The organism is Calothrix sp. UHCC 0171, from assembly GCF_034931845.1.
GTDB lineage: Bacteria > Cyanobacteriota > Cyanobacteriia > Cyanobacteriales > Nostocaceae > Brunnivagina.
The window spans coordinates 73,342-95,181 of record NZ_JAYGHN010000007.1 but is presented as its reverse complement, the minus strand read 5'-3'; the positions used below and the strand labels follow the sequence as shown (position 1 = coordinate 95,181).

The 21,840-nt window shown below is 39.3% G+C and carries 19 protein-coding genes; 14 read left to right on the top strand and 5 right to left on the bottom strand.

All coding sequences use genetic code 11. The annotated features are described in order from the left end of the window. The first annotated feature begins 288 nt into the window (after nucleotides 1-288). Nucleotides 289-774: a hypothetical protein gene (locus VB733_RS07820; protein ID WP_323339515.1), complete on the top strand. Its 486-nt coding sequence runs from the start codon at nucleotides 289-291 to the stop codon at nucleotides 772-774. Nucleotides 775-863: 89 nt separating this feature from the next. Further along, on the top strand, nucleotides 864-1,319 hold the full coding sequence (locus VB733_RS07815; protein WP_323339514.1) for a hypothetical protein: 456 nt from the start codon (nucleotides 864-866) through the stop codon (nucleotides 1,317-1,319). Between the two features lie 171 nt (nucleotides 1,320-1,490). On the opposite strand, the gene VB733_RS07810 is transcribed toward VB733_RS07815, so the two are convergent. Continuing rightward, a complete protein-coding gene (locus VB733_RS07810; protein ID WP_323339513.1) occupies nucleotides 1,491-2,762 on the bottom strand; it encodes an FAD/NAD(P)-binding oxidoreductase in 1,272 nt (423 codons plus the stop codon). Between the two features lie 237 nt (nucleotides 2,763-2,999). Then, complete coding sequence (locus tag VB733_RS07805; protein WP_323339512.1) at nucleotides 3,000-3,947, bottom strand: alpha/beta fold hydrolase; 948 nt, start codon at nucleotides 3,945-3,947, stop codon at nucleotides 3,000-3,002. Nucleotides 3,948-4,862: 915 nt separating this feature from the next. Between VB733_RS07805 and infC (VB733_RS07800) the strand changes: the two genes are divergently transcribed. The 5 genes from infC (VB733_RS07800) (at nucleotide 4,863) to VB733_RS07780 (ending at nucleotide 10,428) form a co-directional block, all read left to right on the top strand. Next, nucleotides 4,863-5,396, top strand: coding sequence for a translation initiation factor IF-3 (gene infC / locus VB733_RS07800; RefSeq protein WP_323339511.1), 534 nt, complete (start codon nucleotides 4,863-4,865; stop codon nucleotides 5,394-5,396). A 233-nt stretch (nucleotides 5,397-5,629) separates the two neighbouring features. After that, nucleotides 5,630-6,169, top strand: a complete 540-nt coding sequence (gene infC / locus VB733_RS07795; RefSeq protein WP_323339612.1) for a translation initiation factor IF-3 — start codon at nucleotides 5,630-5,632, stop codon at nucleotides 6,167-6,169. 340 nt (nucleotides 6,170-6,509) lie between these two features. Continuing rightward, nucleotides 6,510-9,551, top strand: coding sequence for an MFS transporter (locus tag VB733_RS07790; protein ID WP_323339510.1), 3,042 nt, complete (start codon nucleotides 6,510-6,512; stop codon nucleotides 9,549-9,551). A gap of 191 nt (nucleotides 9,552-9,742) precedes the next feature. Continuing rightward, nucleotides 9,743-10,195: a cyclic nucleotide-binding domain-containing protein gene (locus tag VB733_RS07785; protein ID WP_323339509.1), complete on the top strand. Its 453-nt coding sequence runs from the start codon at nucleotides 9,743-9,745 to the stop codon at nucleotides 10,193-10,195. Then, a complete protein-coding gene (locus VB733_RS07780; RefSeq protein WP_323339508.1) occupies nucleotides 10,192-10,428 on the top strand; it encodes a hypothetical protein in 237 nt (78 codons plus the stop codon). Before VB733_RS07785 ends, VB733_RS07780 begins: the two co-directional genes overlap by 4 nt. Before the next feature lie 4 nt (nucleotides 10,429-10,432). Here the strand turns inward: VB733_RS07780 and VB733_RS07775 are convergent, their stop codons facing one another. Next, nucleotides 10,433-11,146 (bottom strand): rubrerythrin family protein, encoded by a 714-nt coding sequence (locus VB733_RS07775; RefSeq protein WP_323339507.1) that lies wholly within the window; start codon nucleotides 11,144-11,146, stop codon nucleotides 10,433-10,435. Between the two features lie 108 nt (nucleotides 11,147-11,254). On the opposite strand from VB733_RS07775, the gene VB733_RS07770 reads away from it, so the two are divergent. The 6 genes from VB733_RS07770 (at nucleotide 11,255) to VB733_RS07745 (ending at nucleotide 17,655) form a co-directional block, all read left to right on the top strand. Continuing rightward, nucleotides 11,255-11,443 (top strand): hypothetical protein, encoded by a 189-nt coding sequence (locus VB733_RS07770; RefSeq protein ID WP_323339506.1) that lies wholly within the window; start codon nucleotides 11,255-11,257, stop codon nucleotides 11,441-11,443. Nucleotides 11,444-11,833: 390 nt separating this feature from the next. Then, nucleotides 11,834-12,394 (top strand): single-stranded DNA-binding protein, encoded by a 561-nt coding sequence (locus tag VB733_RS07765; protein ID WP_323339505.1) that lies wholly within the window; start codon nucleotides 11,834-11,836, stop codon nucleotides 12,392-12,394. A 282-nt stretch (nucleotides 12,395-12,676) separates the two neighbouring features. Beyond that, nucleotides 12,677-14,554 (top strand): ABC transporter ATP-binding protein, encoded by a 1,878-nt coding sequence (locus tag VB733_RS07760; protein ID WP_323339504.1) that lies wholly within the window; start codon nucleotides 12,677-12,679, stop codon nucleotides 14,552-14,554. Nucleotides 14,555-15,470: 916 nt separating this feature from the next. Next, nucleotides 15,471-16,544 carry a S1C family serine protease gene (locus VB733_RS07755; RefSeq protein ID WP_323339503.1) on the top strand — a complete coding sequence of 358 codons (1,074 nt, stop codon included), beginning with the start codon at nucleotides 15,471-15,473 and terminating at the stop codon, nucleotides 16,542-16,544. A gap of 62 nt (nucleotides 16,545-16,606) precedes the next feature. Further along, entirely contained in the window at nucleotides 16,607-16,870 is a 264-nt protein-coding gene (locus tag VB733_RS07750; protein WP_323339502.1) for a hypothetical protein, read from the top strand. A gap of 395 nt (nucleotides 16,871-17,265) precedes the next feature. Next, nucleotides 17,266-17,655 carry a VanZ family protein gene (locus VB733_RS07745; protein ID WP_323339501.1) on the top strand — a complete coding sequence of 130 codons (390 nt, stop codon included), beginning with the start codon at nucleotides 17,266-17,268 and terminating at the stop codon, nucleotides 17,653-17,655. A gap of 39 nt (nucleotides 17,656-17,694) precedes the next feature. On the opposite strand, the gene hpxZ is transcribed toward VB733_RS07745, so the two are convergent. After that, on the bottom strand, nucleotides 17,695-18,081 hold the full coding sequence (hpxZ, locus tag VB733_RS07740) for an oxalurate catabolism protein HpxZ (RefSeq protein ID WP_323339500.1): 387 nt from the start codon (nucleotides 18,079-18,081) through the stop codon (nucleotides 17,695-17,697). A gap of 558 nt (nucleotides 18,082-18,639) precedes the next feature. On the opposite strand from hpxZ, the gene VB733_RS07735 reads away from it, so the two are divergent. Beyond that, on the top strand, nucleotides 18,640-20,268 hold the full coding sequence (locus tag VB733_RS07735) for a cyclic peptide export ABC transporter (protein WP_323339499.1): 1,629 nt from the start codon (nucleotides 18,640-18,642) through the stop codon (nucleotides 20,266-20,268). Nucleotides 20,269-20,325: 57 nt separating this feature from the next. Here VB733_RS07735 and VB733_RS07730 read toward each other — a convergent pair whose 3' ends face one another. Continuing rightward, the gene (locus VB733_RS07730) at nucleotides 20,326-21,828 is read right to left on the bottom strand and encodes a serine/threonine protein kinase (protein ID WP_323339611.1); all 1,503 of its coding nucleotides are present in this window, start codon (nucleotides 21,826-21,828) and stop codon (nucleotides 20,326-20,328) included. Between the last annotated feature and the right edge of the window lie 12 nt (nucleotides 21,829-21,840).

Sequence of the window (21,840 nt, the reverse complement as noted above, 5' to 3'; positions counted from 1 at the left end):
TAGGTTTGAATTTTAGGAAAATAGATTCTTAAATTAGATTACCATTATTATATTTTATACTAATGAAAGCATCAGTATTTACACTAGGTTTGACTCAGATTCTTGTGTGAGATTATTGGACATAAATCATTTGTAAAGGCACATATTCTCGATTTTTTGGAGAAGTAGGATGTCTAAAAATACGTGATATCACTGAAAGCAAAGATTATTGATAGGAGTTAATCTATAACCGTTGCTAGTGGCTACATATTTCCATATATGCACGGATACCTATACAAAATTTATCACTTGTTACTAGGCTCTATTTTTATCCTTGTAAGTGGTACTACTTTCCCTGAAAGCGCTAAAGCAGAACCAGAACCAACTCTAGATACAAAAGTAACAAGTAGTTGTGTTGTGGAGAAAGTACAAAATGGAAAACTAGGAGTTACAAATGATAGCAAGACTCTTAGTAGTACCATATCTGGTGGAATATCTGGGATTGTCACCATCGACTGTACTGGTTCAGCTGTTGTTGCGATTGTTCAACCTGTACAAAATAGTGGTACAACAACATTTATAGATTCAGGAGATATATTATCTGCGACAGCAAAGAATGTAGAATTAGATTTAGATACTGCTAATCCTGGAAAACTTAGCAAAACTCTAACAGATAGTGAAGAAGATGGTTATTTTGGGGAGGTTAAAGTTGATATGGAAGCAAGAAAAAATAGTGGTGTAATTAGTCCTGGCACATATAACTTTACTGTTACTCTTACTGTTACTCCTCAGTGAAATTTGAATTGATTTTTTTATCTTTATTTAGGTTATATTTATTTATTTTTCTGGATTACAAATATATTTTAAAATTTGAGGAAAAGCAGATGATGGTGCAAATGCGATCGCTCTTATTTTTGCTAGTAATCATAACTATTCCTGTAGCTTGGTTGCAAAAATCAGTAGCATCTGAAACTAACAAGGTATGTACTTTCTCGGAAGGTGCTGGTGGTCAATTAGTCACCGAGGGACGAGTAATGCCAAGTAAGTTAGTTACTTTTGAAAGTGCTGGTGGTGCAGCGATTAAGATGGATGTCACTTGTAGCCAACCTGCTAAGTTGCTTGTTTCTGCTCCTATTCAGGTGGGGGGACCTGAATTTAAACCTGTGTCAGCATTTACAACGGTGACAACAGCAATGGGTGATTCGACTAAGTCTAATGAGGCTCCTTTGGCTCTACCTGCGGGAACCACTGCTTTATCAATTAATTTATATGTGGATAAGGGTAGTCGTTTGAAGGTGGGAAATTATCGGTATACTTTTAAATTTACTGTTATCGATTAGATAAATACAGCAAATTTTTGAGTATATATTTTGAAATAAATTAAAATAGATTGAAATAGATTTAATCCAGTTCAACTTTCGATTTGATTGAGAATGGTGCGTTACACTCGGCTAACAGCACCCTACTTTTTTACTACTTTTGTACTTTATTTAATCTACATTCCCAATTAACTAAACAGGCTTCCAACCTTGGATTTTCAACGCATCGCCTTCAAACTTTTTGCCTTTCAACATCCGATTCCAGTAAACCCAAGGCAAAATATGACGTTTCACCACCCACATACTGTAACGTTCCTTTCTAGGATCGAATGGGAAGGTAGACATGGGTTGGTTGGTATAATCAAATTCTGCCATGATGACTTTGCCGTACCCTGTAATCAATGGACAGCAAGTATAACCGTTGTAATGCGCTTTTAGAACTGTTGCCTCCATCAAAGCTAGCAGGTTTTCCACTAATACTGGTGCTTGTCTGCGAATTGCTGCGGCAGTTTTTGAGGTTGGTAGTGAAGAAGCATCACCTAAACTAAATACATTGCCGTAAACATGATGCTGCAAGGTATCTTTGTTCACATTTACCCAACCTTTACCAGCACCATCGGCAACCGCTAATTTACTATTTTTAATAAAATCTGGTGGACTCATGGGTGGAGTCACATGAATCATGTCGTATTTAATTACAACTTGTTCGACTCCTGCATCGGTTGTCACATCAAATACAGCTTCTTTGGTTGCCGCCCGAATTGCCCGGAGATTGTGCTTGAATTGAAGTTGAATATTTTTGCGTTCTACTACTTTGAGTAATGACTGTGCATAGGCAGGAACGGGGAAAATTGCACCAACTGCGCTACAAAACATAACATTCGTTTGGTTCCGAATCCCAGCGTTACGGAATGCGTCATCTGCTAGGTACATGATTTTTTGAGGCGCTCCTCCGCATTTGATGGGGGTTGCGGGGAAGGTAAATATGGCATTTCCACCTTTAAAGTTGCGAATTACTTCCCAAGTGTAGGCTGCATGGGCAAATGAGTAATTACTACAGACTCCATCCTTACCAATAGATTCTTGCAAACCTTCAATTAAATGCCAGTCAATTTGAATGCCGGGAGACACTATCAAATAATCGTAGTTGATGGATTTACCTTGGTTGGTAATGACGGTGTTATTATCGGGATCAAGTTTAACGGCTGATTCTTGAATCCATCTGACACCGGGGGGAATACACAGAGCCTCTGGTTTAACTGTATCTTCGATGCGAAACTGTCCTCCACCCACTAAAGTCCATGCTGGCTGGTAAAAGTGCTTGTCTGAGGGTTCGAGGATGGCAATATCTAGTTGATGATTCTTGACAAGTAGTTGTGATGCGACTGTAATTCCAGCAGCACCTCCACCGATGATGAGTATTTGATGGTGTAGCTTTTGGTTGACGGTTGAATTGTCAGTCATTGTTTAGGGGAAAGGAAGAGGGGAAGATAGGTAAATTTATGGAAAATAGCGATCGCAAGTAATTTCACTGCGAAGTAAAATAATTCCTAAGAGGAAGATTCTCCCAATTAACAATGCCTAAAACACTAAGTTTGTAATGATTCTTTAGAAAGCAAACAAAAGTACGCTTGTATTAGTTTGTATTCATATCATGTTCTGCTAATCTGATAATTAACATTTCTCCGCATCTCCGCGTCTCTAAGTCTCCGCGTCAGCAAGACTATCTTGAGCTACAGGAACAGGTGACTTACAACTCTTGCTAATCCAATCGAGAATGATGGGATTGATTTCTTCTGGACTTTCATCGTGAGGACAATGCCCAACGTTATCCAGGTTGAGAATTTCTAATTTAGTGTTGTATTGGGCAAAGATGGGTGCTAACGAAGGTGGAACAAATCTATCTTTGTTACCCCAAATTAATAACATGGGTACATTGAGGTTGGGGAGGATAGCTTTGACACTGGGACTAAAGTTGGCACCAATGCTGGCTTTAAATAAAGCTGTAAATGCCCTTACTGAACCCTTATCCTGTGCTGGAGATGCAAATATATCAATAAGTTCATCGGTAATAGCTTCGGGATTAGCATAGGCGATCGCAGCCCAACGACGCAAGACTCCCGGTTGCCGCAAGAAGTAAAATAAGGGTTTGAGAAATAATGGTGAAGCGACAAAATTCTTGATTGTTAATACCGTAGGGCGCAAAAATGGCGGTATCGCTTCCTGTTCTAAGGAGGGATCTGGTAAACTCATCATTACCAATCCTTGTACCATATCCGGATAAGCTGAGGCTGCGGTAATTGATACTAAGGAACCTAATGAATTACCAATAATCACTACTGGCTTACGAATAAATACTTTCCAAAAGTCGTATACCTGTTCCGCCCACAGATGGACGCTGTAATTTACCGGGGCTTTTTCAGATGCACCCCATCCCAACATATCCAAGGCATACACAGTATGTTGTTGGCTAAAGACTTCCAGATTTTGTCGCCAATGTCCAATGGAAGCACCAAAACCATGTAGCAAAATTATTGGTGTTGCTTCTGGATTTTGACTGGCATGACGAATATACGTGTAACGTGTTTGCCAACCTCGCCAAACCCAATCCCGTTGATTCCCGACTCTGTGCTGCCACTCTATCAGCATTTTTCGCACTTCCTGAAAATTTCCCCATGGAGGAGATTGAGGATTAAATTCTGAGTATTAATCATTTCACCTTCAATATAACAGTTGCGAGATAACAGTTGCGAGGGCAAGTAGAATAACCTGACAGACTCATACCAATTCTCCAAAAGCAAGTAACAGATAATGAGGCGAGGGTGCGGAGACGGAGAGAAAGGGAGATTTATGTGTTGCCAGATTTTAGAGAAAGCGCTATCAGATAACTCAGATATATATCACAATACTTATTCATCATCAGAGCTTGAAAAATGTCACCCCTGAGCTAGGGTGTTGACTTTGGTAGGATTTGCCCACATTTTGTTCCTACAATTTTTGTGTTGTCAACTGGTTCTCCAGGCTCTGCCTGGGAACCGATAGTCAACAGGCTACCCCTGAGCAGTGATAATTGAACAATATATTAAATATTGTAAATTAAGGTTTGCAAAGAATTTTAACATTGTGGTTTTACAAAGCACTTTTGAAAACGGCATCTCAGTGCCTATAGAAGGTGGATGTCTGCAAACACTTTTTCCATAGACTTCATCATTAAGATGCTAAAACAACCTACATTTCAACATTGCTATATATACTACAATCATTAAGTGAAATTACGGTATACAAGACACATCAATGATGGAACTGAAAGTGTTACAATAATTTAAAGTTTGCTGCTGCTGTGTAATTTAGGTTAACGATTTGAGAGAAAAACTTGGAGAGTGAGTAGAATGGCAACATAGAGCGATCGCACATTTATTGTGCAAATTCGCTACCCTATAAACATAGGTTTTTCATGTAGATTCCTAGGCAGGCATCTGCATTGCTTATCTCAGTTTTTCTTCTGAGGCGTAGTTTTCCAAATCAACCCAAACTATAAAAATAAACAGCTCCTACAAATCATACATGTCTGTGATTGAGAAAAGAAGAAACCGCGATTTGCCCCAAATTAACGAGAGGATTCGCTTCCCCAAAATTCGGGTTATTGATACGGATGGTTCCCAGTTGGGTATTTTGACACCACAAGAAGCACAAAAGCTAGCCGATGAAAACGAGTTGGACTTGGTGCTGCTGAGTGACAAAGCCGAACCTCCTGTGTGCCGAATTATGGACTATGGAAAATATAAGTTTGAGCAAGAAAAAAAGGCACGGGAAGCGAGGAAAAAGCAGCATACTGCTGACGTGAAAGAAGTCAAGATGCGCTACAAAATAGAAGAACACGATTACAACGTTCGTGTCAAGCAAGCGGAGCGCTTCTTGAAAGATGGGGACAAGGTAAAAGCCACCGTCATGTTCCGAGGTCGAGAGATTCAACATAGCGATTTGGCGGAAACCTTACTCAAGCGCATGGCTAGTGATTTAGAGTCAGTGGGTGAGGTACAGCAGATGCCGAAGAAAGAAGGTCGGAACATGATGATGCTCATCTCTCCGAAGAAATAATCAAGAAAGGGAATATGATAATGGTTAGAGAGATGCTTTGTTAATAATGTGCCAATCGGGTTATGGAATTTTCTCGCTTTTGCGGTTTATCATAACCTATCTAGCTGGTATTTTATTTGGAAGTGCGTCTCTTAACTTCTCCGAAAGACAATCGAGAAACAGAGTTAAGTTCAGTTCAATAGAGTTTCCAGTAGTAAGTCCAAAATTTAACCCTAATTAAAGAGTTTACACCAATAAAAACGCCTGTGATTGAGAAAAAACGAACCCGCGACCTACCCCAAATCAACGAACGTATTCGCTTTCCTGCGATTAGGTTAATTGATTCCGATAAAACCCAGTTGGGAATTATGTCTCCCCAAGAAGCGCTAGTTATAGCTGAGGAGAAAGGTCTGGATTTGGTATTGTTGACTGATAAGGCTGATCCTCCAGTGTGTCAGATTATCAACTATGGTAAATTTAAGTACGAGCAAGAGAAGAAAGCGCGGGAAGACCGCAAAGGGCAGAAAACCCAAGATGTCAAAGAAGTTAAGATGCGTTACAAAATAGAAGAACATGACTATAATGTGCGCGTCAAAAATGCCGAACGCTTTCTGAATGATAATGATAAAGTCAAAGTGACTGTAATGTTCCGGGGTCGGGAGATTCAGCATAGTCATTTAGCAGAAATTTTGTTGAAGCGCATGGCTGCTGATTTGGAACCCTATGGAGAGGTGCAGCAAGCACCGAAGAAAGAAGGGCGGAACATGATGATGCTGATTGCACCCAAGAAATGATGTTTAGTTAATGGTTAGTATTTGGTGGTTATATAGTTAATCGGTGCTGGGAAACTAATATTTAATTACTTACCCAACCACCAATCACTAATCACAAAAATTTAAGTAAAAAATGATATTCCTGAGCGCTGAGTGGGAAAAATAATACTCAGTTGCTCAGGATTTTTTTATGACTAGGGAGTGGGATTAGGTTTACCTAAATTAATTAAGAGTAAAACTGACGCGGAGATGGGGAGATAGGGGGACGCGGAGAGGAATTAATGATAAATAGATATATTTCCCCGTCTTCCCTCATTCCTTCTTGATTCGACAGGGTGACTACAGCAGAAAGTAGAATGGCATGAAACTAAAAAATCACTGGTTGGCTGCATATAAAGGTGTTATTGGGCAATTACTACAATGGGTGAATCTCCGTCCAGAGGAGAGCGATCGCACTTGGTTAATGTTCGCTTGTTATACTGCGACATCAGTGGGATTACGGTGGACAGAAGATAGTACAGTTGCTTTGTTTTTGGATAAATATGGGGCAACGTGGCTGCCTGTGATTTATATTGCCAGTGCTTGTATGGGAACCCTATTGGTTTTTTTTTACTCCTGGCTACAAAAAATCATGCCCTTACGTTGGGTGGTAGCTGCGATCGCACCTTGCATGTTTATCCCCTTGTTTTTGCTGCGTTTGGGTTTAGAAATTCCTGCCTTGACTATAGGAGTAGTCTTTTTACTCAGGTTATGGGTTGATGCGTTTTATGTTCTCAATGATCTCAACACCTCAATTGCCGCAAATCAAGTTTTTAATATTCGTGAAATCAAGCGTACCTATCCCATCATCAGTAGTGGGTTACTAGTCGCAGATATTTTCAGTGGTTTTAGTTTGCCCTTTCTGGTGATATTTGTCGGACTCAACAATATCATCATTCCCATTTCGGCAATTTTTATTATCGCAGGGGCGCTGATTTTACGTTATCTCAGCCATCGTTACAAAACAGCCTTCCCCGATCATTTAAGCAAACAAGCGGCGATCGCTCAAATTCAAAGTAAACCCCTTCTCTCCAACCAGTTAAAGAAATACTCGCTGTTATTGTTTGCCTTTTTTGGACTATTACAAATAATTGGTGTATTAATCGATTTTCAGTATCTCACCCAAATTGAAATTAACTATAGCGATCAAGAAATTGCCAGCTTTTTAGGGATATTTGGCGGGATTACTGGGCTATGCGAACTATTCATGCAGTTGTTTATCTCCAGTCGGATTTTAGAAAAGTTTGGAGTCTTTTTTACATCAGCAAGTTTACCAATTTGTGTAGGAATTTTGTTACCCTCGTCGGTGCTGTTGCTGGGTTTGTTACCGATGACACAGGGTAATAGTTTTTTTTGGGGCTTGGTAATTCTGAAATTCATTGATGAACTGCTGCGTTATACATTTGTTGTCAGTGGTAGTCCCTTATTATTCCAACCAATCCCAGACAAATTCCGTAGTTACATCCAAACATTAGCAGGAGGAATTGCCGAAGCTTGGGGTACAGGCATCGCTGGTGTCGTCATTTTTGCCACTATCTGGTTGGGAAGATATATAATCCCCATTCCATTAGATAAAAATTGGGTATTAGTTGTCGAGACAACAATTGTATCTGGTTTATGTCTAGGAATACTTTGGATATTGCGATCACGCTATGTAGACTTGTTGGTTTTAAGTGCGGGAAGAGGACAACTAATAGGGGTGGATGTGGATGTGCGAACCTTTAAACAAGCTGTCGTCAAAACCTTGAAAGAAGCTGGTTCTGTTGCCGATAAACATTCTTGTATCGACTTGCTCGCCCAAATTGATCCACCAGGAGCAGTGGAAATTCTCGCACCTTTGTTAACTAAATTACCTTCGGAATTACAGACACCGACTTTAGAGGTGATGCTCAGAGCCGGAGCTAGCCCCGTATACTTAGCTGATGTGAAACCCTTGTTACAAGGCTCCAAGACAGAAGTCACTCCCGAAGTCTTTGCACTGGCTTTGCGTTATGTCTGGTTAGTGGAAGAAAATCCTAATTTAAGTAAGTTGGAACAATTCCTTTACCCCGAACAACATTCCCTAATTCGCGCTACAGCTGCGACGTTGCTGCTACGTCAAGGAACAACTCAACAAAAGGTGACTGCCACCCGGACTCTGAAAACAATGCTGACGCATTCCCAAGAACAGGAACGGGTAAACGCGGTGCGAGCATTAAGCGGAGCAATATATTTACAAACACTACGCCTATTAATTCCCACCTTATTGCAGGATAAATCCTTACGGGTGCGCTGTGCTGTCTTAGAAATGATTGCTGCTACCCATTTAGAAGATTATTATTCGGCACTTTTCGCTGGTTTGTATTATAAATCAACTCGGAATACTGCCATGCGGGCAATTGTGACACTGGAAAATGAAGCTTTACCAATGCTTTTGGACGTAGCTACCAACCAATACAAGCCGGAAAGTGTCAAAACATATACATGGCTAACCATCGCTCAAATTCCGACATTAGAAGCAATTGACGCGCTGTGGGAACACTTAGAAACATCTAAAGGGACAAATCGCGATCGCATTTTACGTAGTTTGCTCAAACGTAGACAGCAGGATGGTATTTCTAGTTTGCTAGATAAATCCTATGAAGCAACAGTCGAAAGATTAATCGATGAAGAATTAGGATTTTTGGGTGAAATTTACGCTGGTTATATTGATTTTCAAACACAAGGTGAAGTATATACCACTTATTTAGAAGATAAAAATGGTGAATTTAACAGTGATTTTGCTAGTCAGAAGGTAACGTTGATTAGTCATTTATTACAAACAGCATTAATAGATTTAGAAAATGATGTTAAAGAGCGTTTGTTAATGCTATTAAAGTTGCTTTATTCCCACGAAAAAATGCAAGCAGCTAGATTCAATCTCCTATCAATTTCATCTGTAAATTTAGCACGGGGTTTGGAAATATTAGAACATACAGTTACATTACCCAATAAATCTGTATTGATCGACATTCTCGATAAGCGCAATCCCCAAGAAAAATTGCACATTTTAATAGATGAAAAAATTATCCAGTATGAGCCAATGATAATTAGCGATCGCCTTCGTCAGTTACTCACCCTGGAAAATTCACTTTCAGATTGGTGTTTAGCTTGTTGCTTCCATTTTGCTCAAGCGGCAAAAATTCGTTTAACGATTCCCCAAATTACCAAACATTTGCGTCATCCCACCAGTTTTGTCCGCGAAGCTGCGATCGCATATCTCAGTATGGCTTCCAGTCGAGTCTTGATTGAACTCTTACCTCAACTTCAAAAAGACTCACATCCATTAATTACTGCACAAATTAAGGAATTAATAAATAAATATGGGTTAAGACTTAATAATTAATAATTAATGGACAATGCATATTCATAAGATATTTAATATTTAGGATGACAAAATAAACAATACAGAACACTAATATTTAAAATGGAGATTTTTTATATTTTTATCAGCAAATATATTTTTTTATAAATATTTTGATTATCAGAGAATTTAGTAGACTAATTCACCACTCAACTATTATCAATTCATCAAAAATGTTAACCAGTGTAGACCGTTTATTATTTGTACGTCGCATCCCCATATTTGAAGAACTGCGCGACGATTTTATTGTCCGCCTTACCTCCGTCATGGATGAACTCAGATTTCCCGCTAACCATACTATTTTTCGCCAAGGAGAAGAAGGGCGATCGCTTTTTATTGTAATTTCTGGTCGCATCAAAATTCATATTGAAGACCGACAGTTAGCAGTATTTACCAAAGGCGAATCCTTTGGGGAAATGGCAATTTTCGATGCTCAACCCCGTTCCGCTACCGCTACAACCTTAGAACCATGCGAATGCTTGGAATTAACCCAAGAACAACTCTACGAAGCAATTGAAGAAACACCTGAAATTTCCCTCAATATTATCCGCGCTCTCTCCCGTCGTATCCGCAATCTCAATGAAGGTGGACATGGGCGGGGAAAAGAGGACGCGGTGACGCGGTGACGCGGGGGAAAGAGAACACGGGGATGGGGGGACGCGGTGACGCGGGGATGAGGGGACAAGGGGAAAAGAGAAAATATTTCTCCCCATCTTTATATTTCTATCCATCTCCCCATCTCCCCATCTCCCCATCTCCCCATCTCCCCATCTCCCTATCTCCCCATCTCCGCGTCTCCCCATCTCCGCGTCTCCCTATCTACCCATCTCCCCATCTCCCCATCTACTTTTCCACCTAAAAAACTACGCTGCTACAGCTTCTTCATAGGGTACAAACATTTTCTTCTCAGCACCACAAATCGGACATTTCCAATCTGCGGGTATCGCGTCAAAAGCTGTCCCTGGCGCAATTCCTGAATCCACATCCCCTATGGCTGGATCATAAATCATCGAACATTGGCGACAAATCCATTTTTGTGTAGCAGGATTGTCACTTTTGACTTTTGGTGCTGCTGCAATTCCATCTAAAGCTTGTAATGCTTCCGTATATTTTTTGGCGTGGTAATTTTCAATACTGGTTAAAAACCCAAAATTACTGACAGCCTTGCGGAATATTTGTGCGTGTTCGCGGGATTCAACTTCCTGTGCTTCAAATTCCACTACCGCATTCCCATCTCTGTCTGTACGTGCTTGCTGTGCGAATTCAGGGTACATTGTCATGTACTCATAGGTTTCACCTTCAATCGCTAACTCTAAACACCGAGATGCGATCGCTTTTTTTTGTTCTGGTGTTAAAGATGCGACATCGTCTACTACCAATTCTGGATGCATTAAGCGAAAGTGAGCAAATGCATGTTCGGTTTCCTGATTCGCTGTTTCCCGAAACAACTTCGATAATTCGCTCATTCCCAGCTGACGAGTCACTTCGGCAAAAAATAAATATTTGCGATTCGCCATCGACTCTCCACCAAATGCAGCTTCTAAATTTTTTGCAGTATTCGAGTTTGTTAAATCCATAGTTTTCTCTCTGTGTTCGCTCTCTTGTCACCAAAAAAACCGCCTGTGAATGGCTGCTTTAATTAAGTCATACTCGTTACGACTATGACTATTCTCCTATATTAACCAATGAAAACAAAAAAAATCAGGATTTGGAGAAATTTCCTTCTACTTGCGGAAATCCAGTCGAATCAAAAACATGCGATCGCACGACATGGTACAATTGCACTACTAGAGATGGTACAGTGGATGATTAAAATTTGCTTTTTCAAACATCGATTTAGCCACAATCGAATGACTCAAATGATTTCTGCTTAACTTCCTGCTTAACTTTTATGTTAGAAATGATGAAATGCCAAGGGTATAAACATGGAATTAATTGAGAATGAATTAAGATTTCTTACAATAATTAGTAGCAAAATAAATATGTGGTAGTCATATACAGCTAGTAGAAGAATGCAGAAGTTAGCTGGCGAATCAGACTTGTAAATTTAGGAGTTTCCGGAAAAAGAAATGATTTGCTGATTGCCATACCGACTCTAATTGTTTAATTAGCCACATCCATTTTCAAAATTCCCAACAGCAAATTTTGGATTTATATAATTTTGATATGTAACTTGTGAATCTTGACTTTGGTATTTAATGACAGCGAGCAAAGCTGTCTTTAGCTTATGTAAATTAGTGCTTTGACAACAGGAGAAGAATTCCATGAATAATTGTATTTTGATGGCAGAAATTACCAACCCTCCCCAACTTCGACATACTCCCGACGGATTAGAATTGGCGGAGATGATGGTGCAGTTTCCCGCATCGCGTCCTGATGATCCACCAGGTATGTTACGAGTAATAGGCTGGGGTAACATGGCGAAAGAAATTCACGCAAATTATCATCAAGGCGATCGCGTGTTAATCGAAGGTAGACTGGGGATGAATAAGATTCAGCGCGAAGGCTTTAAAGAAACACGAGCAGAATTAACCGTCCAAAAAATCCATTCCCTTAGTGCTGCAATGATGACAACCGCAGCGACAAATACTCCAGCAGCAAATTACCCGCCAACGAATTACCCAGCAACAAATACTCCAGCCACAAATTATCCACCTGCAAATAACGCCCCCAGTTACGAATCACCAGTATCAGAACCAACACCCACAAGAACTAACGTTGGTGTCATGAACAACGAATATACCCAAAGTGTACCCCAAAGAAACTTTGAGCCAAGCACCTATCCAGCAATGGACGCACCTGATGAGGATGATATTCCGTTTTAGGAAATTGGGAAATGGGGAGATGGGGGGATGGGGAGACGCGGAGATGGGGAGATGGGGAGATGGGGAGAAATATTTTCTCTTGTCCTCTTTTCACCGCGTCCCCGCGTCCCTATGTCACCGTGTCCTCTTTTCCCCTTTTCCCCGCGTCCCCGCGTCCCCGCGTTCCTATGTCACCGTGTCCTCTTTTCCCCCGTCCCCGTATTTTTTCGCTAATCAATGTCAAATTTCTATATCTACTGTTAGAATCCAATTATTTTTAATTAAATAAATCTACCGACTTCTATGAAAGACATAATTCTATCGGTTCGTAATTTGCGAGTTGAATTTGCAGGAGATGGCAAAAGCCTAAAAGCCGTTGATGGCATTTCGTTTGATTTGCAGCGTGGCGAAACCTTAGGAATTGTGGGGGAGTCGGGGAGTGGTAAATCTGTTACATCCTTTGCGGTGATGGGGTTGTTACAGTCTCCGGGAAAAATAACGAATGGAGAAATATTATTTTTTCCCCAACCAAATTCCAACCCAATTGACTTAGTGACACTACCGCAAAAAGAAATGCAACTTTATCGGGGTGGCGATATTGCCATGATTTTCCAAGAACCGATGAGTTCCTTAAACCCAGTATTTACAATTGGTTATCAACTTACCGAAGCGATTTTACGCCATCAAAATATCACAATTACCGAAGCCAAACAAAAAGCGATCGCAGGCTTACAGGAAGTAAAACTTCTCCCCAGCGATGAACAACTGCAAGAACAATACCTGGAAACAGCCAAGCAGACGGGAGAAGTACTGGGAACGGAAAAACTTACCGAGTTAGTTAAACAGCACAAAGACTCGATATTAGAACGCTATCCGCACCAACTTTCCGGAGGACAGTTGCAACGGGTAATGATTGCGATGGCGATTTCTTGTAACCCCTTGTTATTAATTGCCGATGAACCGACAACCGCTTTAGATGTAACCGTACAAGCAACAATTATTGATTTGCTGCGGGAATTACAGCAACAGCGCAACATGGCGATGATTTTTATTACCCACGATTTAGGATTAATCTCGGAAATTGCGGATAAAATTGCCGTCATGTACAAAGGTAAAGTTGTGGAAGAAGGCTATTCTGGAGATATTTTTCACAACCCCAAACATCCCTACACTAAAGGTTTAGTTGCGTGTCGTCCATCACTTGATAGTCGTCCGCACAAACTCCTAACAGTTTCCGATTACATGAACGTCGAGGAAACCCAAACGGGAGAAGTGATAATTCAAGCGAAATCACCGGAAGACCCGATCCAAATCACTCCTGAAGAAGTTAATATTCGTCTTTCCAGATTAGAACAAGAACCAGCGCTAGTACAAATCAGAAATCTCAAAGTTGGTTTCCCCATCAAAGGTGTCTTTGGCGGCACAAAGCGCTATTTTATGGCAGTAAATGATGTGTCATTTGATATTAAGCGTGGCGAAACCTTGGGCTTAGTGGGGGAATCGGGATGTGGCAAAAGTACATTGGCACGCACTTTACTCAGGTTGATTGAACCGACAAGCGGACAAATTATTTTTGAAAACCGTGATATTACGCAGCTAAAAGGTAACGAAATGCAAATATTACGGCGAGAAATGCAAATCGTTTTTCAAAATCCATTTAGTGCCCTCGATCCAAGAATGAAAGTGGGGGATGCGATTATGGAGCCGTTAGTAATTCACAAACAGGGCAAAACGGTAAAAGAACGGCGTGAACGTGCAGCCTATCTCCTCGAACGGGTGGGATTGAGTGCAGATGCAATGAACCGTTATCCGCACCAGTTTTCGGGAGGACAGCGCCAGAGGGTTTGTATTGCCCGTTCCTTGGCATTAAATCCCAAGTTTATTATTTGTGACGAGTCAGTTTCTGCGTTGGATGTGTCGGTACAAGCGCAGGTATTGAACTTATTGAAGGAATTGCAAGAAGAATTTGGCTTAACCTATATCTTTATTTCCCATGATTTGAGCGTCGTTAAATTTATGAGCGATCGCATTTTAGTCATGAATAAGGGACAAATTGTTGAACAAGGAAAAGCCGAGGAAATATATCGCCAACCAAAAGAAGAATATACACAAAAGTTAATTGCCTCAATCCCCACAGGCAGCCCTGAAAGGATTCAGCAAAGACAAGCGAAAGCTTCTTAACCCTGTTTTGTCACTCTCGGAAAACAATAATCTCAGGCTGATTCTGAGACTTTGATTTAATCAAGGTTTGAGGCTTTATTTTCTAACAGAAACTAAAATTTATAGACAAAACTTGGAAATTAAAGCCCTGTAACTGTTTGGGCGATTAGATTCTCCCAATCTGACAAAAGAGGGTTAATTACTAAATATAGTCAAAAATATCCCTGACTGAAAAGTTGGGGATATAAGTTATTACAAGTATTAGTAATTATTTAAAATTACTGCTTTCTGATGTTTTACTTCTTCAATAAGTAGCCAGGTTTAATCAAAGGTAGGATGTGTTATACCATTTCACGAAAAATCTGATACAGATGTAAATCCTGAAAGCTTTGCTGCATCTAAGTTTTTTAATTGCGAATTGCGACTTGCGAATTGTGAATTGGTATTAGGCATAGCCGTAACGCATCAAAGTCTTATTCTGCATGGGTTACGCTGCGCTAACCCATCCTACAGAGGTTTTATATTTAATTGCACCTTCCTACTTACTAGTAGTCACCAACACAACAAAATTATCAGATAATAGTGCGGGAAGCTACAGCAAAAATTCAGTAAGTATTCGTATAAAAATAAATTGAACAAGTAGTGTGGAGAGGAGTTTCCGGGGAGATGTTCTTCACGGAAAACTCTGGAATATCTTGCCCACCTTTGGAAAATAGCAAGCGAGACGCTTGCACTACTTCTTTTTACATGATTTCTAATCGCAGCACTCAACAACTTCCTGCACAACGATAGGATTTATCTTCCTCCTTCTCAACAAAATCGACGGAGTAGAACTTGAGAAATATTGGCGAGGAAAAACCCTGAATCAAATCTTAATTAAACAGTCCATAGCAAACAAAAACTCTCTTTTCACCATGCAACTATAGGAAAGGCAGACATGATAGGAAATCTGCGACAAGTGTCGAACGATTATTTGGCGCGTGGAGAAAATAAGATTCCGCGAGATATGTTGAATGCTGACGAGCAGTTGCTTGATGCTTATTCACAAGCTGTAATTGGGGTTGTTCAAAAAATTAGTCCGGCAGTCGTCAATATTGATGTACAACGTCAAGTCAGGGGACGTAGCCGCAACTCCCAAACCTATACTCAGGAAGTACAGGGAAATGGTTCTGGATTTATTTTTACACCCGATGGGTATATTCTCACCAATAGTCATGTGGTGAGCGAAGCTAGTAAAATTGAGGTGACGCTTGCTGATGGTAGCAATTACGAGGCACAATTAATCGGTGATGACCCCGATACTGATTTAGCAGTAATTAGAATTCATGCACCTAACCTAGTTAGTGCCCGTTTTGGTGACTCTGATTCTTTGCAGGTGGGACAACTAGCCATTGCTATTGGTAATCCCTACGGTTTTCAAGCTACAGTAACTAGTGGTGTTATCAGTGCGACTGGGCGATCGTTTAGAAGTCGCACAGGTCGGTTAATTGATAATATGATTCAAACTGATGCTGCCCTAAATCCTGGGAATTCTGGTGGTCCCTTAGTAACTTCCCACGGCGAGGTAATTGGTGTCAATACAGCAGTAATCCTTTCCGCTCAAGGCTTATGTTTTGCAGTGCCAATTAATACAGCCAAAATTGTCATTCCCGCATTATTAAGGGATGGAAAAGTTAGACGCGCTTACATTGGTATTGCTGGGCAAAATGTCGAGTTACCACGCAAGCTTGTTTTGTACCACGAGTTATCAGTAGGGCGAGGTATTTTGGTAATTTCCACCGAAGTCAACAGCCCAGCCCAAAAAGCAGGTTTACAAGCTGGAGATGTGATAGTGGGATTTAATGGACAGCCAATTGGTAGTGTAGATGAGCTACACAAATACCTAACACACGAACAATTGGGAATGTCAGGAGTTGCAGGAGCGTTTCGTCAGAAATCACGTTTAATTATTTTGCGTCGTCATCAAAAGTTGGCGATCGATATTATTCCAGAAGAATCACCATTACAGTAGGGGAAAGAAGGCAAGTAATATTGAGAGTAGCGAAAAAACAAATAATACAGAGGTAGTGAAATATGGGTCGTTTAAATCCTTACTCGCTGCAAATGCAAATTACGCGAATGTTTGAACAAGGACAATCGCTATTTGCAACTACAAAAGTACATGATTGGCTCAAGGAAAAGGGACATGAACCCATGGAATATGATGTACAGTTCAAACAAAAACCAGCACCTCCTGGTTCTAAATCAGTCATGGTGGTTGAAATTGAACTACGACGCAAAGACGGACAACCAGTAGACCCTTGGTTACAAGAACAAGCTAATCTTCAGGCTGGATAAAAATATTTTGGATTTGATAATTAACAACATTTACCTTTTCTCTTTTACCAAATTCCCTAAATATTACAAGCTCAAAACCAAGCAAAACATCAAGCCAAAAACCCAGTCACATCAATTAGATGGCTGGGTTTGTCAGGGATATAGTTCCCAAGGCTAGTTATAGGAAGTTAAGTATAGGGTATTTAGCGTTATGTCCGATACTACAATTGAGACGCTAGTAATTTCGGAAAAGTTCCACTGAATATCTATCGTCATTGTTTTAGTTAGACAAATTGCTCTCTAAATTTTACAAAAACTTTACAAGAAACAACATTAACTTTTGCGAAAGCATTATTTATATTTGCGAATAATGATTATAACTGGTAAATATAACTCCAGTTTTTGAACAATTTTATATGAAATCAAGTCGTTTTTGGGTGACAGCTTTCTGGTTTTATTTAGGGATTTTATTGGCTATCTCGATGTCAGCTTATCTGAAAATTATCCCTACAGAAATTGCTCAAGTTCCCTACTACGACACAATTTTGCATTTTCTTCTCTTAGGGATTGCCGCATATTTAAGTCATCTGGCATTGAATAAGCGCCAACTACACATATTAAATACTGCATTACCTTTAGCACCTGTTATCGTTTTTTTATTTTGCATAATTGATGAAATTATCCAAAAATATACACCCCATCGTAGTGCAGATATAATTGATTTAGCCGCAGATATATGCGGCATTATCCTATTTACATGGTTAGCAGAAAAAACACCCATCCGGCGTGTCTCAAATATTAAATAAATTAGATAAATTAGAATAAATCACATAAAAATTGAAAAATTAAATAGGCAATAAAGAAACATGTGCAGAGACAATTTTCCAGCCTTCAGGGAGACGAAACCACATTTGGCTTTGTCTGCCTCGACGTTCAATCCCATCAATAATCCGACGAAATTCTAATGTTATGGCTGCGAAATCCTGTCCTAAGACGACTACTTTGAGATTATAAATTTGGCGATCAATTTTAAAATCAGGTCGAGTAGCTCGAAATTTGCTAATTTCATCACCACCATACAAATTTTCTGTAATTCCAAACCTGACGACTTCTGGTGCATTCCAAAATAATTCATTCAGGATGTCTAACTTATTGTGACAAAGTGCATCCTCATATCTCAGATATAAATCAGTTAACTCGGCTACCAGTGTGGGATTATTAATAACTACCACTACAGTTTCTCCATTGTGTGATTAATTGTTGATTCTATACAAGAGTATAGACATTCGTAGCATATTATTGTGAGCAGAAGGCGATCGCAAATACCGCAAGTAGGATGTATTTAGAGATAATTACTGCTATTGCTCACCAAAAGCTGGAAGTTCAATATTTTTCACAGATATGCAACTTCTGGACAAATAAAAATGTATTATCTTTTACAAAAGAGATGTTCTTAATAAGAAACTTTGCCGAAAAAATTATTTATTAATTTTCTTTGTTAGGGTAAAAAAATTGCGGTTGCAATAGCTTCCCATGAATCATATAAATCTGTGAACATCTGCCAATCATGCTTTAAACTACTTAGCCCCTATCGGGTTCCATTCCTCATCATACTGAGGGTGAAGCTGCACTTTTATAACTCGTACAAAAAACACGAAATACATTCTTGACTTGGGAACAGGAAACAGTCGATTACTGTCCTTATTAGGGATTGATTGTTACTGGAAGTAGCTAGAATTAGCATTGCTGGTTGGATTCAAACCAAACTAAGACCATTGCGGTTATTATAAATGAACTTAATTTGGCTATTGTTGCGGGCTTCTTCCTTACAGGTCGCGATCGCAATTTTAACAGGTTTAATTAGCGGTGGAACTTCTGCGAGATTAATTGCATTAATTAACAGTACAATTAGCGGTAATTCCACCGATGATTTAGCTTGGCAATTTCCGATTTTGGCACTAATAGTTCTTGTGAGCGGTATTATTTCACAAGTCTTATTAATTAAGCTTTCACAAAATGCTGTTTATCGTTTGCGTTTGCAATTAAGTCAAGGGATTTTATTCTCACCATTGCGTCATCTTGAGGAACTTGGTGCTAGCAAACTTTTAGCAACCTTGACTGAAGATGTGACAACATTATCAAATACAGTTTATGCAATTCCATTTATTTGTGTTGATATTGCTGTTATTGTCGGTTGTTTAGCTTATATGCTGTGGTTGTCGGGTGCAGCATTTGCTTTTACAATTGGTTTTTTGATGATAGGAGTTGGTAGCGTTCAATTATTAATTAATCGTGCTGATTATTTTTTAACGTTAGCACGGGATGAACAAGATAATTTGTTTAAGCATTTTCGGGCAATTACTGATGGAATTAAAGAGTTAAAATTAAATGCTAGCCGTCGCCAAGATTTTTTTCGCGAGGATTTGCAGGAAAGTGCGGCGAAGTCTCGCAATCAAAATGCAGCAGCGTTATTTACATATTCAATTTCTACTGGTTGGGGAAATTTATTATTTTTTATATTAATTGGTTTGTTACTATTTGTAGTCCCACAATTTCTGAATATTAATCCATCTGTTTTGGCAGGTTATGTACTTACCTTGACTTATATGATGTTGCCAATGCAAAGTATTTTAGATAAATTACAGCAGCTTGCAAGAGCTAATGTGGCATTACAAAAAATCGAAAAACTAGGCTTAGAATTAGCTGCACAAAAAGAGGCAAATACGCTGATTTTACATCCAATTATGAACAATTGGCATCAGCTTGAATTACAGCAAGTTACCCACACCTACAGAGGGGAAAAGGAAGATAGTAAATTTACTTTGGGACCTTTAGATTTAAGTTTTAATCAAGGGGAAATAGTATTTATTGTTGGTGGCAATGGTAGCGGTAAATCAACACTTGCTAAACTAATTACAGGTTTATATGTACCGGAATCAGGGAGAATTCACCTGAATAAAAAGGTAATTAATAACGATAATAGAGAATGGTATCGCCAGCATTTTTCTGCGGTTTTTGCTGATTATTACTTGTTTGACAGAGTTCCTGGAATCAATAATAATTTCTCTCATCAGCAAGCTCAAGTATATTTGCAGCAGTTAAAACTTGACGATAAAGTTGAGATTAAAAATAAGAAACTATCAACAATATCACTTTCGCAAGGACAAAAAAAACGACTCGCTTTGCTCGCAGCATATTTAGAGAATCGTTCTATCTATCTATTTGATGAATGGGCTTCAGATCAGGATCCAATTTTTAGAGAGATTTTTTATAAACAAATTATCATGAATCTCAAAAATTTAGGGAAAACAGTTTTGGTTATTAGTCATGATGATCATTATTTTGCTGTTGCCGATCGCGTGATTAAATTAGATTATGGACAAATAGAATATGACAAGCGGAATCATGATTTTGTATAATTTGTTTGATTTTTAAATAAAAATATTAAGAAAATAACTCCTAAATAATTAAACATATTAGCGCACACAAATTTGGCGAGTCCTGTTAGCAGCAACCCAGCCATTTAAAGGATAATTTATTTGATACCAACCTTGTTGATTTTTAATCACTGATATTTTCGTCCCGTTGGGTAATTCGCCAACTTTTTCAGAATCTTTATTGGGTTGCGATCGCACATTTAAAGTCGTATCTTGGGGGTCAGCTACTTCAATAGTACAATGCAGTTTTGCTATTGGAGAAGGGGTAGAGATAGTATTTGCTGGTGCATTTGTAGAAGATTGTTTATCTGTGTCTTGAGGTTGTGTATTCACAGGAGGAATAGATAAGTCTGCTGGTGATTTAATTGCTTGATTAGGTGTTGCTTGGGATGCAATTTCTACAGAGATTTTTGAAGATATTTGATTACGATTGGATTGAATTCCGTAAATTAGACTGGCACATCCTAATAATAAAATTCCTCCACCAACTAATAGTTTTAGTCCCGATGATTTTTTACGGTTAGATGAATTAGTTAATGTATGAGTGACTATTGTTTCTGCTTCTGTTTGTGAATCAAAGTTACTTTTATTGGAGATAGCTGGATTATCTAAATTTTGGGTTGTCGATTCAGAATATGGTAAATTTTGCTCTATTGCTTGTAAGCGCTGACATATCTCTTGGGTATTTTGAGGGCGCTTTGCGGGAAATGGTTGCATCAAATAATCAATTAAATCGGCAAAAGCTGCTGATATTTGTGGTGCATCGCTACGCCAAATTAAATCACCGGTTTGAGGATTTTCGGGAAATGCAAGTGGAGATTTACCTGTTAATAAATAAACAAAAGTACGTCCCAAAGCAAAAAAATCAGATTGCGGAACTGCTTTCCCATTCACCTGTTCCATTGGTGTATATCCAGCCGAAATAATTCCTGTAACCTGTTGCCCCGCTAATTTTTGCAAAAAAGTTTGCGATACTTCCCTTGCAGTTCCAAAATCAACCAATGCCAACTGTCCATCAGGACGTAACATAATATTTGCTGGTTTGATATCGCGGTGAAAGTAATTTTGTTGGTGAACTTGGTGTAAAATCTCAATTAATTGTTTCAACCAACGTAGTGCCGCTCGTTCAGTAATTGGTTGTAACTTGCGTGTTTTCAACCATTCTTCTAAATTCATCCCCTCAATTTTTTCCATCACCAAACAGTGCAAAACCATACCATCGCTAATTGGAAACTGGAAATATCCATCAGTTTCCACACCAGGAATACCGGGATGTTTGAGGTGCTTAAGTACCTCAGCTTCTTGCTGAAATAGTTCGATCGCTTTAGGATGGTTGTTGTGTAGAACCTTAAGAATTTTGACTTTACCACCATCACTCACCTCATAAATTGTACCAAAGCCACTGGGCTTATTGCGATCGCTCAGTAGTCTTGTGACGCGATAGCAACCCTCCAGCAGCAAGTCGGAACCACAAGCTGTGCAAAACATAATGGTTCCAAGATTTTCAGGTTTTGGACAATTGGGATTAATGCAGTAGCTCATGTAAGGTGATAA